Source organism: Enterobacter sp. 296B2, from assembly GCF_034106185.1.
Lineage (GTDB): Bacteria > Pseudomonadota > Gammaproteobacteria > Enterobacterales > Enterobacteriaceae > Enterobacter > Enterobacter cloacae_N.
This window is the reverse complement of the sequence record NZ_JAWNCA010000038.1, coordinates 1-14,228: the sequence shown is the minus strand read 5'-3', so window position 1 is coordinate 14,228 and position 14,228 is coordinate 1. Positions and strand designations below refer to the sequence as shown.

The 14,228-nt window shown below is 56.4% G+C and carries 15 protein-coding genes and 1 pseudogene; 6 read left to right on the top strand and 10 right to left on the bottom strand.

Translation table 11 applies throughout. The features are described 5' to 3' along the window. Nucleotides 1-5 precede the first annotated feature (5 nt). The 4 genes from URZ40_RS20740 to budA all read right to left on the bottom strand — a co-directional run bounded on the left by URZ40_RS20740 (nucleotide 6) and on the right by budA (nucleotide 3,880). The gene (locus URZ40_RS20740) at nucleotides 6-479 is read right to left on the bottom strand and encodes a cold shock domain-containing protein (RefSeq protein ID WP_316380745.1); all 474 of its coding nucleotides are present in this window, start codon (nucleotides 477-479) and stop codon (nucleotides 6-8) included. 137 nt (nucleotides 480-616) lie between these two features. After that, nucleotides 617-1,387, bottom strand: a complete 771-nt coding sequence (locus tag URZ40_RS20735) for a (S)-acetoin forming diacetyl reductase (RefSeq protein WP_316380746.1) — start codon at nucleotides 1,385-1,387, stop codon at nucleotides 617-619. A 20-nt stretch (nucleotides 1,388-1,407) separates the two neighbouring features. Further along, nucleotides 1,408-3,129, bottom strand: a complete 1,722-nt coding sequence (gene alsS, locus URZ40_RS20730) for an acetolactate synthase AlsS (RefSeq protein WP_395313811.1) — start codon at nucleotides 3,127-3,129, stop codon at nucleotides 1,408-1,410. After that, nucleotides 3,101-3,880, bottom strand: a complete 780-nt coding sequence (gene budA, locus URZ40_RS20725; RefSeq protein WP_116341312.1) for an acetolactate decarboxylase — start codon at nucleotides 3,878-3,880, stop codon at nucleotides 3,101-3,103. Before budA ends, alsS begins: the two co-directional genes overlap by 29 nt. Before the next feature lie 105 nt (nucleotides 3,881-3,985). Between budA and URZ40_RS20720 the strand changes: the two genes are divergently transcribed. Next, nucleotides 3,986-4,870, top strand: coding sequence for a LysR family transcriptional regulator (locus URZ40_RS20720; RefSeq protein ID WP_116341314.1), 885 nt, complete (start codon nucleotides 3,986-3,988; stop codon nucleotides 4,868-4,870). A gap of 73 nt (nucleotides 4,871-4,943) precedes the next feature. On the opposite strand, the gene URZ40_RS20715 is transcribed toward URZ40_RS20720, so the two are convergent. Then, nucleotides 4,944-5,306, bottom strand: coding sequence for a cupin domain-containing protein (locus tag URZ40_RS20715; RefSeq protein ID WP_320721082.1), 363 nt, complete (start codon nucleotides 5,304-5,306; stop codon nucleotides 4,944-4,946). A gap of 75 nt (nucleotides 5,307-5,381) precedes the next feature. Continuing rightward, a complete protein-coding gene (locus tag URZ40_RS20710; protein ID WP_320721081.1) occupies nucleotides 5,382-6,200 on the bottom strand; it encodes an AraC family transcriptional regulator in 819 nt (272 codons plus the stop codon). A 396-nt stretch (nucleotides 6,201-6,596) separates the two neighbouring features. Here URZ40_RS20710 and URZ40_RS20705 point away from each other — a divergent pair, with 396 nt between their 5' ends. Further along, nucleotides 6,597-7,052 carry a hypothetical protein gene (locus URZ40_RS20705; protein WP_320721080.1) on the top strand — a complete coding sequence of 152 codons (456 nt, stop codon included), beginning with the start codon at nucleotides 6,597-6,599 and terminating at the stop codon, nucleotides 7,050-7,052. Nucleotides 7,053-7,268: 216 nt separating this feature from the next. Here the strand turns inward: URZ40_RS20705 and asd are convergent, their stop codons facing one another. Further along, nucleotides 7,269-8,387, bottom strand: a complete 1,119-nt coding sequence (gene asd, locus URZ40_RS20700; protein WP_320721079.1) for an aspartate-semialdehyde dehydrogenase — start codon at nucleotides 8,385-8,387, stop codon at nucleotides 7,269-7,271. Between the two features lie 408 nt (nucleotides 8,388-8,795). Between asd and URZ40_RS20695 the strand changes: the two are divergent. The 3 genes and pseudogenes from URZ40_RS20695 to URZ40_RS20685 all read left to right on the top strand — a co-directional run bounded on the left by URZ40_RS20695 (nucleotide 8,796) and on the right by URZ40_RS20685 (nucleotide 10,034). After that, nucleotides 8,796-9,107: pseudogene (locus URZ40_RS20695) on the top strand (type II toxin-antitoxin system HigB family toxin). After that, nucleotides 9,104-9,523, top strand: a complete 420-nt coding sequence (locus tag URZ40_RS20690) for a helix-turn-helix domain-containing protein (protein ID WP_320721078.1) — start codon at nucleotides 9,104-9,106, stop codon at nucleotides 9,521-9,523. The pseudogene URZ40_RS20695 and the gene URZ40_RS20690 overlap by 4 nt, the downstream one beginning before the upstream one ends. Nucleotides 9,524-9,608: 85 nt before the next feature. Further along, nucleotides 9,609-10,034, top strand: a complete 426-nt coding sequence (locus URZ40_RS20685; protein ID WP_316380750.1) for a VOC family protein — start codon at nucleotides 9,609-9,611, stop codon at nucleotides 10,032-10,034. 5 nt (nucleotides 10,035-10,039) lie between these two features. On the opposite strand, the gene URZ40_RS20680 is transcribed toward URZ40_RS20685, so the two are convergent. The 3 genes from URZ40_RS20680 to URZ40_RS20670 are packed head-to-tail and all read right to left on the bottom strand — an operon-like array spanning nucleotide 10,040 to nucleotide 13,087. Beyond that, entirely contained in the window at nucleotides 10,040-10,906 is an 867-nt protein-coding gene (locus URZ40_RS20680) for an HlyD family secretion protein (protein ID WP_316380751.1), read from the bottom strand. Continuing rightward, the gene (locus URZ40_RS20675; protein WP_033144858.1) at nucleotides 10,903-11,118 is read right to left on the bottom strand and encodes a DUF1656 domain-containing protein; all 216 of its coding nucleotides are present in this window, start codon (nucleotides 11,116-11,118) and stop codon (nucleotides 10,903-10,905) included. The genes URZ40_RS20680 and URZ40_RS20675 overlap by 4 nt, the downstream gene beginning before the upstream one ends. Then, nucleotides 11,111-13,087: an FUSC family protein gene (locus URZ40_RS20670; RefSeq protein ID WP_316380752.1), complete on the bottom strand. Its 1,977-nt coding sequence runs from the start codon at nucleotides 13,085-13,087 to the stop codon at nucleotides 11,111-11,113. The genes URZ40_RS20675 and URZ40_RS20670 overlap by 8 nt, the downstream gene beginning before the upstream one ends. A 76-nt stretch (nucleotides 13,088-13,163) precedes the next feature. Here URZ40_RS20670 and URZ40_RS20665 point away from each other — a divergent pair, with 76 nt between their 5' ends. Continuing rightward, complete coding sequence (locus URZ40_RS20665; protein ID WP_316380753.1) at nucleotides 13,164-13,958, top strand: helix-turn-helix transcriptional regulator; 795 nt, start codon at nucleotides 13,164-13,166, stop codon at nucleotides 13,956-13,958. Nucleotides 13,959-14,228: the final 270 nt, after the last annotated feature.

The window sequence follows — 14,228 nt, the reverse complement described above, 5'->3', positions numbered from 1 at the left end:
TAAAATCACTTCAGCAGCTTCACCGTAGCGTCGATGTCGATCTCATCTTCGGTAAAGATCATCGTTGTGTTCTGGAAGGTGGTGATCGCCAGCTTCTTCACCGTGCGCATTTCGCCCGGCTTCTTGTCGGATTTCGGCTTGATGCTGTTCATCAGCAGCCCCACCGACAGCACCGCATTCTCTTTGTCGATTTTAGTCTCAACCGGCTCTTCTTCGCTGAACACCACGAAGGATTTGATCGAGGTGAGCTTCACGCGCTCGCCCGCAATGTAGAGGTACTTGCTCTCAGGAATCACCTTCACCGCGTAGGCGGAGAGGCCTTTGTTGTTGGTGGTCGGCTCGAAGGTTACCGCGGCATCTTTCTTAATCAGATCGGGGTTGGCGACCTTAATCACATGAAAATAGCGGTTGTCGCCGTTTTCATCTTTGATAAATCCGAAGCCTTTATCTTTAAACCACGTTGTGATTGTACCGTTCATCGCTGTTACCGCCTGTCAGATCTCAAGACTAAAGTTTTGCAGCGCGCAGTGTAATGCACAATGGCTGAGGAGACAAAAAAAAGCCCCTGCACGGAGGCAGGGGAAAACTCATGTCAGAGCTTATTAGTATTACGTTTTTAGTTGAACACCATCCCACCATCAATCAACAGCGACTGGCCGGTCATGTAGTCGGAATCCGGCCCGGCCAGGTATGAGACGCAGGCGGCGACGTCTTCCGGCTCGGACAGACGGCCAAGCGTAATGCGTTTGGCAAAGGTTTCAGTCCCGTAGCCTAGCGGTTTACCCGCCGCCTCGGAGACCTGACGGTCGATTTCCGCCCACATCGGCGTTTTAACGATGCCCGGGCAGTAAGCGTTAACGGTGATGCCCAGCGGCGCAAGGTCTCGCGCTGCGGTCTGAGTCAGGCCGCGCACCGCGAACTTGCTTGAGCTGTACACCGCCAGTTCAGGGTTGCCGGTGTGGCCCGCCTGGGAGCAGGCGTTGATGATTTTGCCGCCGTGCCCCTCTTTGCGAAACGCGTCGATGGCAGCCTGAATGCCCCAGATCACCCCTTTCACGTTGATGTTGTAGACCTTGTCGACAATCTCCGGCGTGATGGATTCGATGGGGGTGGATGGCGCAATCCCGGCATTGTTGACGATGACGTGGAAGCCGCCCAGTGCGGTGCGGGCTTTCTCCACCGCCGCAAATACCTGCTCGCGGTCAGAGACATCGACCTTCACGGCGACGGCCTTGCCGCCGTTGCGGGTGATTTCATCGGCGACGGCTTTTGCCGTCTCAACGTTATAGTCGGCGATGGCGACGGCAAAGCCATCCTTCACCAGGCGAAGCGCGATCGCTTTACCAATCCCCTGGCCTGAGCCTGTTACGAGAGCAACTTTTTGCATTTCTCTGTCCTTATATTGAGTCACAAAATCTGGCTGAGATGGAGCTGGCCCATCAGCAGCGGGTTATCGCTGTAGTCGACGGGAATGGCCACCACGGCAGGGCCGTCCACATCCATTGCCGCACGCAGCGTGGGTTCCAGCGCCTCAGCGCTCTCCACGGCAAAGCCCTTCGCGCCGAAGGCGTCGGCATACGCTTTGAAATCGACAGGGCCGAACTCTACGCCGGAAAGGCGCTGGTATTTTTTTTCTTCCTGAATGGCCACCATGTTGTAGCCGTTATCCACCCAGATGATGTGCAGCACGTTGGCGTTGAGGCGCACTGCGGTTTCCAGCTCCATGCTCGACTGTAAAAAACCGCCGTCACCGGAGACCGACACAACCTTGCGGCCCGGGTTCACCAGCCATGCGCCAATGGCCCACGGCAGGGCGACGCCCATGGTCTGCTGACCGTTGGAGATCATCACCTGACGCGCCCGGAAGCTGTAGAGGTAGCGGGCGATCCAGATGTGGAAGCTGCCCATATCCACCGTAAGCGTCACGTCGTTATTCACGATGTCCTGCATGGCACGCACGATGCGCAGCGGGTGCAGGGCAAACTGGTTGAGCGAGGCGCCGCGGCGATCGAGCAGATCCCGCTGATGCTGGCGATCGACCAGAATTTCTGACGCACGCTGGCTCAGCTCCAGCTTATGGTCGATCCGGTTTGCGAGCAGGTTCAGCGTTTCGGCGATATCCCCCACCAGCTCCAGATCCGGCACGTAGTTACGCTCTTCATAGGCGGGCAGGACATCGATGTGCACCAGCGTCGCGTCGCCGCTGTTCCACATGGACGGCTCGTACTCCACCGGGCTGTAGCCTACGCAGATAATCAGATCCGCCAGATGGAGCAGCCGGTCGCCCGCCTGGTTATTGAACAGACCGACGCGTCCGGCAAAGCGGGTGAAGTGCTCCTGGTTTACCGCCCCGGCGGCCTGATAGGTGCTGGTGACAGGAATGCGGCTTTTCTCCAGCAGCTTGCGCAGTGCGGCGCTGTTGGCGGGCTGGCTGGCCATCAGGCCGAGTAAGATGACCGGGTTTTTGGCGTTTTCGATAAGCTTCGCCACGTCGTTAATGGCTGATTCCGGTGCCGGGCCCATCAGCGCCGGACCGCTGGCGGGTAAAATCGCGCCCGTCGCGGGCTGGTCGACAATATCCTGCGGCAGGCTGACGAACGCGCCCCCCGGCCTGCCGTGCTCGGCGGCGCGAAACGCGTTCGATACCACTTCGGCAATGGCGTCCGGTGAACTGACCTCCACGGCGTATTTGGTGACCGGGCTGAACATGGCGACGGTGTCCATGCTCTGGTGCACCAGCTTGGCTTTATCCGCCCGCTTCACCGCCCCGCCCAGCGCCACCACCGGGTCGCCCTCGCTGTTGGCGGTGGCGATGCCGGTGATCAGGTTAGAGCAGCCCGGCCCGGAGGTGACCAGTGCCACCCCGGCCTTGCCGGTCAGCCGCCCGACCGCCGCCGCCATAAACGCCGCGTTGGCCTCATGACGCACCGGGATGATCTCAATGGAGGAGTCCAGCAGGGAATCAAATACCTTGTCGATTTTCGCACCCGGGATCCCGAACACCTGCTTCACGCCCTGCGCTTCCAGCTGGCCGACAACCATATCGGCGCCGTGCGCCCACTGACGTGACTGTTTCTCACTGTTCACGGTAGTTCTCCTGTTAGTTTTCGACGGAACGGATCGCTGCATCAAGATTGCTGGGGTGAAGGTTGGCCTGTAAGAACGCGCTGTCGGCGGGCAGATCAATCATCAGCTTGTGTATTTCGCCGAAGGTGAGCACGCCGCTCTCCAGCTGGTAGTCCAGCAGATGGCCCCCGCCCTGACGGTCGTCGGTAATGAAGTGTTCGTGATACCCCGCCACGTTAATGCCCTGCATATGCTGCGGGGTGCGGAACCCGACCAGCACCCCTTCACGCTGGTTAAAGCGGAACACCGGCTGGTCATCCAGCACGTCGGTCATCGCCCGGTACGGCGGCTTCTGGCGCGGTACGGTGCGGGTGTGGGCGTGGCGGAAATTGCCGTCAATGCGCAGCGCGCAGAACAGGTTGTCGGAGGGGATCTGCTGGTCAATCACGTCGTGGATCTGCTGACGGCTGACCGGCGCATCGAAGGTTTTGCGGTACTGCGGCTGGAACCAGGTCATTACCGCAAACGGCGTTTTCTGCTCCGGCTTCGCGGCCCGGGCGCTGCCGTCGGCGCGCAGCTGGTAGACCTGGCTGCTGAAGGCAATCATTTCACCGTCCAGCTCGTTAAAGGTGCCGAGACCAAAATCACCGTGTGCCAGCAGGTCGGCGATCGTCGTCTCCCCTTCGTACACGCCGCTTAGCAGGGCGCTCATTAGCGATGTCTGGTAGATCACGCTGTCAGGATGCTGGGCTGAGAACCCGCGCAGGGTCTCGCACAGGCTGGCCTCACAGTCGCAGGCAGATGAATGCGTCATCGTGCTCGTCCTCTTCAACTTTATTTAGAAAGGTTAAATAAATGTTGACCCGATTCAGCAGAGAGTTCCAATATAGAAACCATGCTGGTTTGAGACGTTTTAGATATGGAACTTCGTTATCTGCGGTATTTTGTCGCGGTTGCACGCGAGCGACACTTCACCCGGGCGGCCGAAGCGCTGGGTATTTCACAGCCTCCTCTGAGTCAGCAGATCAAACGGCTTGAAGAGGAAGTCGGCACGCCGCTGTTCAGACGCCTGACGCGGGGCGTGGAGCTGACCGAGGCGGGAGAAGCGTTCTATGAGGATGCCTGCAAGATCCTGGCGCTGAGCGATGCCGCGCTGGAAAAGGCCCGCGGCATCGCGCGCGGGCTGAACGGCAATCTGTCGATTGGGATCACCAGTTCAGATGCCTTTCACCCAAAAATTTTCGCGCTGATTCGCCAGTTTCAGGTGCAGAACATGGCGGTGCAGGTTCACCAGGTGGAGGCCAATATGTCGTCGCTGACGACGATGCTGGCGGAGGGTGAACTGGATATTGCCTTCGTACGCCTGCCGTGCGAGAGCAGTAAGATGTTTGAAATTAAAATCCTCGACCGGGAGCCGATGGTGGTGGCGCTGCATCGCGACCATCCGCTGGCGGCTTGCGGTTCGCTGGCGTTAGAGCAGCTTCGGGGTACGCCGGTGGTGCTGTTCCCGCAGGAGGTCGCGCCGGGCCTGTATGACCGGGTGCACGGCTGCTGCGAGCGGGCCGGAATTGACGTGCAGCACGCGCTGCAATCGTCACAGCTTTCGTCGTCCCTGAGCATGGTCTCCGCCGGCGGCGGGTTTGCGCTGGTGCCGAAATCCATGGCGGCCATTTCACCGCCGAATGTGACCTATCATGCGTTAAGCTCACCGGCGCTTTATACCGATATCGCGCTGTGCTGGCGGCGTTTTGAACGCTCGCGGACGGTGAGGCGGTTTTTGACGATGATGAGCGAGGAATCATAGCGGCTTATAGGGGTTTTGAGGGTTTGTTGGCCGGGTAAGGCGCAGCCGCCACCCGGCAAGTCATCCTTCGTCCTCAAATCCAGACATCGTTCTCTGCGGTGCGATCCCCGCCTTCGTGTCCCGTATTCAGAACCCCGCAAGGTTCTATCATCATCATTTTTACCGTCGTTTCAGCAGACGTCTTATGTTCAACGCCTTTTGGCACAACGTACAATTCCCCCGGATTAACGAGCACATGCCCGTCACGAAAATCAATACGTAATACACCCTCAACCACGATAAATGCTTCGTCGGTTTCAGGATGCGCGTGCCATATAAAATCTCCCTCTATTTTCACAACCTTAAACTGGTAGTCATTCATCTGAGCGATGACCTTCGGCTGCCAGTGCGCGTCGAAGAGGGAAAATTTATTTTCCAGATTAATGGGTTGATACATGGTGACACTCCCTATGGTTGAGAAGTGTCCAGGATAGAGTAAGGCCGTTGCGCCGGTCTTGAATGATTGTGCAGCTCAGGTGCGGCTGTTTTGGATGATTTTCTGCCAGCGTCCCGGTGAGATCCCCAGCGTTTTGATAAACTGGCGAGTCATATGACTTTGGTCAGAAAACCCGGCCTCAACGGCCGCTTCAGCAAGAGACAGGCCTTTTTCAATCAAACGTCGGCAATATTCAAGACGCCGCATCGTCACATAGCGATACGGGCTTGTTCCGTAAAGTGCACGAAAATCCCGACTCAGGCTCCAGCGATCCCTGCCGCTGACCTCGGATAGCGTGTCGAGCGTAATGTCCTGGCTGAATTCTGTTTGAATATACTCGCGTGCACGCTCTGCGCGACGATAATCGAATGCGCATCGACGAAAGCGTTGTCCTCCCACCATGGCCAGCGTGTTGGCCAGATCGTAAAGCGCATCCTCTTCTTCCAGCGTATCGACAGGTTCTTCTGGTGCTTTTAGCAAGGTTTCGGTCGCCGCAAAAAGCCGGGGATCGGATGAGATCCCGCCGGGAATAAACGGCAGCGGTTTTCCGCCCAGGATTTTCTGAACTAACGCCGGATCGATATACAGCATCCGATACTGAAATCCTTCAGTCGTCCCCGCCTCTCCGTCATGCACTTCGTCCGGGTGCAGAACCATCGTCCCGCCCGGTAGGCTGTGTTGTTGACTGCCCCGATAGTGAAAGCTCTGCACCCCGGACAAGGTTCTGCCTATCGCGTAGGTGTCATGCCGATGTGGCTCATAGCCATGTCCGCTGAAATACGCCTCTATGCGCTCTATTTTCCCTGGCGTTTGCGCAAATTTGACCCAGTCTTTGCTCTCGCTGGCGCTCGGCATATGTGCAACCTGATAAAGTAGAAGGGGAAGTAACACCATAAACGCATGGAGTGGCATTTGGAAAGATATTGATGACAGGGCTTTCTGGAAGACTCCTCGCAAACCTGCAAGTAACCTTATGTAATCCAGGAGGATCCCTTTTCATCCCTTCTTCGCGGTCGTAAAGTGCCTGCGTTGCGGCACATCCGTAACCGGGCGTAGGAACCCGTTTAACATGACTCGGCAATTATTTTTGTCGCGACAGCGTTCATCCCGTTAAAATACGGTCGCGCTGGCGGAGCAACCGAAAGGTTGGCCGCTTTGTCATGTGCGGTATTCCTACCTCCGTCAGCGCTACCACCCATGAGCGTAGGAACTTATGTGGTGGTCTGGAGTAAGTTTAAAAAGGAAAATCACATGACAACTATCCCTTCCCTGTCTTACGCGCTTTCTGAGGAAAGTGCTGTTCATCACCTTCTTCACCTGCAACTTCCCGATTCTGCTGATCTCTTTGAGTTGGCTGACGCCTGCACTGCGTATGTTAGCGTGCTGGTGGACACTGACGATACGGTGACGTTTGCCACACTCTGCAAGCGATTGCTGGCTGCGCTTAAGCGGCTGCGTGAGTGCTGTGACTCGGAGCTTCCGTCGTATCTGGTTGAACAGTTGATCGCAGGGGAAAAGATTACCTCCTGTGTGCCGGACTGCTGGCAGGAAACGGCGTTGCAGGTGGATTATGCCGTGGCGTTAACGCTGGCGGTGATGGGCGGAACGTTGCCTGCGAGCGTGGCGAAAGAACTCACCGGGCTGCTGCATGATATGGTCTGGCTGCTGGCTGAATTTGTGAAGGAGCCTTATATAACGGCGCACTGAGGCGGGTGACTGAAGGCCGGAATTCTGCGAGGTAATAAGCATGATTTCGGCCTTACTCAAAGTACAGAGTTGTTTGTTGAATGTCCGTTAAGAGCGAAGAGCGGACGATGAAGTGAGCCATTTATGCCTATTGAATTTGCGGCGGCGTAGAATATGACGCGACGCCACATAACAATAGCACCTACCGAGCAGGTGCTTTGGTCTGAATAAAATGAATCAAACTCTGCCGAGCAGAATATTTAACATGCGGCGCAAAGGTTCTGCCGCGCCCCACAAGAGCTGATCACCTACCGTCAGAACTGAATAAATCGGGTCATTGTTTAGCGACATTTTCTTATAACGACCAATTCCCACCTGGAGCGAACCGCTGATAAAAGCTGGTGTCAATTTACTGACACTCTCCTCCTTGTTATTAGGCACATAGTTAACCCAGGGATGAGAATGCGTCACTAAATCCGAAAACTCCGCTTCGCTGACGTCACGCTTGAGCTTCAGGGTTATTGCAGCACTGTGGCAGCGGATCACGCCGACCCGTATGCACAAACCGTTTACCGGGATCGTTCCGGGAGAAAGGCCGAGGATTTTGTTCGTTTCTGCTTCACCCTTCCACTCTTCACGGCTGTTTCCATCGCCTAAATCACTATCAATCCATGGAATGATGCTACCCATTAAAGGCGCGCCGAAGTTCTGGGTCGGCATTTCAGCGCTATTAATCAGTTCACTGACCTTATTGACTAACGGAAGTACTGAACCTGACGATGCCAGTTCATCGGCTGACAAATGGCTGCTTATATACGCGCTTTGCGTGATTAATTCCCGTACATACTGAGCACCGGCACCCGATGCGGACTGATAGGTCATCACGCTCATCCATTCAATGAGATCTGCCTTTATCAGCCCGGCGAGCCCCATCAGACTGAGCGTGATCGAACAGTTGCCACCGACAAAGAGCTTAAGACCTTCTTTGACGGCACGATCGATATGGGTGCGATTCACGGGATCGAGAATAATGCAGGCTCTTTCATTCATCCGCAGCGCTGAGGCCGCATCAATCCAGTAGCCCTCCCAACCATGAGCAATTAATACATGATAAACCGCTTTAGTATAATCGCCGCCCTGACACGTTATGATGATGTCCATTTCCGCAAGCGCATCAATGGAATACGCATCTTTGAGCGTATAGCTTATGCCATCGATGACAGGTCCCGCAGCCCCCACGCTGGAGGTACTGTAAAAATGCACAGAAATGTCCTTAAAATCATTTTCTTCCAACATCCGCTGCAGCAAAACAGAACCTACCATTCCTCGCCAACCAACAATGCCAACTTGCTTCATATGCTTAACCTCAACAACGTTATGAGAATGTTAATTATTTTCGAAGCTCGTTATATCTCATCCCCAAATAAAGGTCATTACGAAGTGCATGAGATTCTGTCATTATTAAAATGTTTCATATGGCATCAGCATTTTTTATCCCTCCCCCAGATAAAAAACCATATTAACTAACTGATATTGATGAGGAGTTATGTTAGGTCTGATGTTAAAAGCATAAGCAATTAAAGGAGAGAATACGCCTGGCTAAAGTCGAATAAGAGCCTCCCATATGTCCGCTCCTGGCACAAAGCGGACATATCTTTCACATTCACCTGATACAGTATTCGCACTCATTAAATGAGCGCCGTCACACGAGCATATGAAAACTACACTCCATAAATGTTTCCATCCTGAAAACAAGGGGCAAGGATGCACGTAGTCTCAAGAGCGCCTTTCGACACAGCGGCCAGAAAATTTCCCAACCAATCACTCACCCTGGACGATCTTTACCGGGTACTAAAGAAGGAACACTACCCTTCACCAGACGACATGCGAAAGCGCTTTCCCAGCCTGGATCGGATGAAATACTGGGAAAAATGGTGAGTCATTGATGTGGGGGGTGGACATTTAAGAGTGATGTTTTTTGCTGATTTTGAGCGAGGAAAAATTTTCATCAAACACATCAGCACTCACGCAGAGTATGACAAGCTCACGGACCTCTACCGGAGAACGAAAGAATGAATTATGCAGCAGCCATCAAAGCGGCAAAGGATCTGACAAACGCGCTCCCTTTCATGGGCTCAAGCCCGTCGCGCCAGGATTACGAGGATGCGCTAGCGCTGGTGGAGTATCTGATAGAACACGAACCCGATAACCCGCTGGTAGAGATGCTCACCGCCTGGATCGATAAATACGAAAACGAGTCTCCGGAGTTTGCAGAATTTAACGCGCGTGTTGCCAGCATTCCGTCAGGCGTTGCGTTATTGCGAACGCTGATGGATCAGTACCAACTCACTCAGAGCGACTTCGAGAACGAAATTGGTAAGAAGTCTCTGGTGAGTCGGATCCTCAACGGACAGCGTACGTTAACGCTGGATCATATGCGTAGACTGGCGAAGCGTTTTGATTTACCAGTGAGTGCATTTGTGGGGAAATGATCAAAAGAAGGTTTTGTACACGGCTGGATCCGTAAAAGGACGCAGAAGGCTGTTAAATCGACTATTGAAGACCGGGGATCTTAAAATGCTGGCTTATATCACTATAGGTACAAACGACTTTCAGCGCTCCGTGAACTTTTATGACGCTGTTTTTAACGTTCTGGGCTTCTCGCGTCTGCCTGCCTGGACTGAAAGCTGGGCAATGTGGGGGGATGAAAATAATCCAGGTGAGGGGTTCAGCTTCTGTATTTGTCCTCCTTTTAACGGGCATCGCGCAACGGCGGGAAACGGGACTATGTTCGCATTCAGTGCAGATAACGCGGACCTTGTCAGACGGTTCCATGCTGCGGGCCTTCTTGCAGGAGGGACGAATGAAGGCGAGCCAGGCACACGAAGCGCGTACGGCCCCGACTTTTATGTTGCCTATCTGCGCGATCCTGACGGACATAAGCTGGCATGCGTTTGTCAGCATTATTCTCCTGAAGCTGATAAGTTCGTAGACAAAGCATAGTCGCTTCACTCCTTATCTATCGCCACGCTCGCCGACAGCCCCGCCACCAACTCAACCCCCTCCGGCAACCTGTCGATATGAATACGCACCGGCACGCGCTGCGCCAGCCGGACCCAGCTAAAGGTGGGCTCGACGTCGGGCAGCCCCAGCCCGCCCGTCTCATCGTTGCTGTCCCCGATCCCATGTCCGATGCTCTCCACGTGACCCGTGATGACCGGCTCGTACCCCATCAGCACCACCTGCGCGGCATCCCCGACGCGGATATGGCGCAGCTTGGTCTCTTCAAAGTACCCCACCACCCAGAAGCTGTGGGCATCGACGATGGCGACCTTCGTCTCCCCCGCTGTCGCATAATCGCCAGGGCGAAGCCGCAGGTGCGTGACGTACCCCGAAACTGGCGCACGGACGGTGGCGTGCGCCAGATTAAGCTCTGCCAGATCCAGCGCGGCCAGCGCGCCGTGATAATTGGCCGCCGCGACGTTCGCCGCGCTGCCGGTTTGCTGTAAATCCTCGCTCGAAATAGCGTTTTTAATCAGCGTGCGGCGATGGGCCGCGTCCTGGCGCATCAGCATTTCATGGCGTTTCGACTCGACGTCAGCCTGCGCGCTGACCACCGCCAGCTTAAGCCAGCGCGGATCGATGGTGTAGAGCACATCGCCCCGGTTCACCCACTGATTGTCCCGCACGGCCACGCTGATGACCGGCCCGGAGACGTCCGGCGCAATCTGCACCACATCCGCCCGCACGCGGCCGTCGCGGGTCCACGGCGTTTGTGCATAGTGTTTCCACATCTGAAACGCCAGAAGCGTGGCCGCCGCGACGACGCTTAACGTCAGCGCATAGCGAGCCAGTAAAGAAAGCAGTGATTTCATGACAATAACCCCAACGCAGTCAGGCCCTGCATCAGCAGGAAAAAGGTGACAATCCAGGTGGAAACATCCATCAGCGGGCGAAACGGCAAGCGCCGGTAGAGCCTGCTGAGAGAGAAAAGCGCGACGAGGCCCAGCGTGCAGACCAGCGCCGCGAGGGCGACCATCAGCAGCCCCGGAATAAAAACCCCGCCGATATTGAGATCGTTAACCATGGTCCGGCTCCCGTAATGCACAGTGCAGATCCACCAGCCTGAAGACCAACTGGCGCGTATGTTCATCTGCCGCAGGCAGATGGCGTTCGATAAGGGTAACGATGCGTTCGCGTAAGGCGTGGCGGTCTGCGGCGTTTATCCGATGAAAAAGCGCGTCAACCTCCCTGCCGGGCGGTGCGTCACTGCGGCGTAAATGCATGACTGAAAGCCCCAGGCGCAGCGCGTGCAGCAGTCGACCGAGCGCCTGCTCTGGCGCACGCTCGCTGCGCTGCAGGCGCGGCAGCAACAGGGCGGTTCGGTCCATCATCAGGTTGATCCAGTGCGTTTCATCAACCCGCAGCGTGCCCTTCAGGCTGCGGCAAATGTCGCGCTGGCACAGGTTCAGCAGACGCGTGATGGCGCCATCCGCCTGCACGGTTTGCAGCAGGCTCATGCTGACGACGGCATAACCGGTGGCGGCAAAGAGCGCGATGGCGGTGTTAGCCGCAACGGCGAAATCTCCGCTGTAGTGCGCCCCCAGCTCGCACAGAATGGGCAGCGTCAGGGTAATACCCATCGCCATAAACGTGGTGGGCGGACGCGCCTGAAGCGACCCGGCCAGCAGATATGCCGGGGCAAGCACCGCCACCAGCACCGGGAAATCGCTCACCAGCGGCAGCAGCGCAAAGCTGTAGAACAGGCTAATGACCACGCCCCAGAACGAGCCAACGATGTATTTCACGATGTGGGGCGCCGGAGTGTCGAAGCTGCCAAACAGCGTGCAGCAGACCCCCAGGATAGACACCGCCGTGCCGCCATCCGGCCAGGCTGAGAAGATCCAGACCAGGCAGCCGCTCAGGATGATGGCGAAAGCCCCCAGCGCCGTGCGGGCTGCGGTCAGAGGATCCCGGTGAAAAACGTAGCCTTTCGCCGCGCGGGTTTGCCTCTCCCCAACGACGGGTTTGGCGTGGTGGATGGCCCCGGAAAGACGTTCGCACTGCTGCAGAAGAGCGATGGCCTCCGAGAGGTAGCGAATAAAACTGACCTGCAACGCGTCGTCAAAGGTCTGCGCCTGCGCGGCATACCGTTCGACGAGAAGCGCACAGCGGAGCCGCAGCGCCTCTGCCGTGCTGCTGGCGCCTTCAACGGCAAGCCAGGCCTGAACGTCCTCCAGCAACGCCTGCACGTCGGCGGGTAGGGTTCCGATCGCTGGCAGGCGATCGTGTAGTTCACAGTTGACGATAACCAGCCGAGCCAGCCGATCGTGGATCGCCTTTCTGGCCTGCCGCACCGGAGCTGAAAGGGCAAAATCATACGGAATATGGTGGCTTATGCCCTGCAGGAACTGCAGCGCCAGGGCCAGATGCAGAGGGGCGGAAGCCGCATCGGGTTTACCTGATAAGGTATCAGCCACCCGCCCGCGCGCGGCCTGTAGCGTCTGGGATAATTTCGCGTTGAACAGCCCCGAGACGCGCGCGGGCAGCACGTAGCGGTGAATCAGCGCCGCGCAGAAAATCCCGATAGCGATCTCCTGCACGCGGACAATGGCGACGTTAAAAATGCCGCCGGGATCGGACACCGCGGGAAAACCAATCAGGCTCGCGGTATAGCCGGCCAGCACAAAGGCGTACGCCCGGGGCGTGCGCTCCAGCAGGGAGAGCCACAGGCAGAATACGATCCAGCCCGTCAGCACCACGCTACACAGGACTGGCGTATTCGCGAAGGTGGGCACAATCAGCACGGTCGCGCTGGCCCCCGTCACGGTACCGGCCAGCCGGTAGAGGCTTCGGCTCAGCGATGCCCCAACTGACGTCTGTGACACGATGTAAACCGTAATAATGGCCCACGAGGGACGTTCGAGGCCTATCGAGAGCGCTATGTAATAAGCCAGCATCGCCGCGGCAAAGCTCTTCGCGGCGTAGATCAGCGCGCCCGCGTCGTTTCGCAACGTGTCAGGCAGGCGCACAGGATGAGAGAAGATGTTTTTCATGCCGGGATTATTACCGGCTTACAGACGCCCTTAAATACTCTATTCTGTCAAAAAATACCTAAATATTGCCAGAATCGTGAAGCCTCAACTCGCTCATACGCTGTATGACCCTGACGCCACCGCCTCCCCTGCCGTGGCGCGTCATCTGGACTTCGTGGATTACGCCGCGGAAGTGCCGGTACATACCCACCGCAAGGGCCAGCTGATTATTGCCCGATACGGTGCGGTCAGCTGTTACGCGGAGAATGACATCTGGATCGTGCCGCCGGACTGCGCCGTCTGGATCCCCGGCGGGATCCCGCACAGTGCCAGGGCGACCTGGAACGCGCATCTCAACTATTTGTTTATTGAGCCCGGCGCGGCGGTACTGCCGGAGAGATGCTGCACCCTGGCGATCTCGCCGTTGATTAAGGAGCTGGTCGATCGTCTGACGCGCGAAGGCGTGGATTATCCTCCCGACAGCCACGTCGCCAGGCTGACCAGAGTCACGCTTGACGAGCTCGCCAGCATGCCACAGCAGAAGCTGAGCCTGCCGGTCTCAACCGACCCGAAAATTCGCGCCATGGCCGACGCGCTGGTCAGCCGCCCGGAGGACAGAAGCACTCTGAAGGAGTGGGCAAAACGGCTTGCCCTCAGCGAGCGCTCGTTTGCCCGCCTGATTCAGCGCGAGACCGGGCTGAGCTTCGGGCGATGGCGCCAGCAGCTGCATTTGATTATTGCCCTGCGGGAGCTGGCCAGCGGCGTGCCCGTCCAGAACGTGGCGGCAACGCTCGGGTACGAATCCGTGAATGCGTTTATCACCATGTTCCGTAAAGCGATGGGCAGCACGCCCGCCCATTACTTTGCCGAACGGAAAAACAGCGTCCGTTAGGGCGGGGTACGATCTGAGACAGGATTCCTCCGCGCTTATTGCGGCCATTTAAACACCAGGAAAATATTTTCTGCTTTGCTGTTTTAATCGTTTCCAGGCCTGTTGCTACGGGCTGGCGGGTATTCTGACGAGCTAACAAGAGCTATTCATCACCTCATAAATCGTCAAATTAATGTACCCCTGAGAACAGATCAACTATTTATTAAATTTGCAATCATTATTCACTTAATCAAATTTTAAGTTAAACCACGATATTAATCATTAACACTT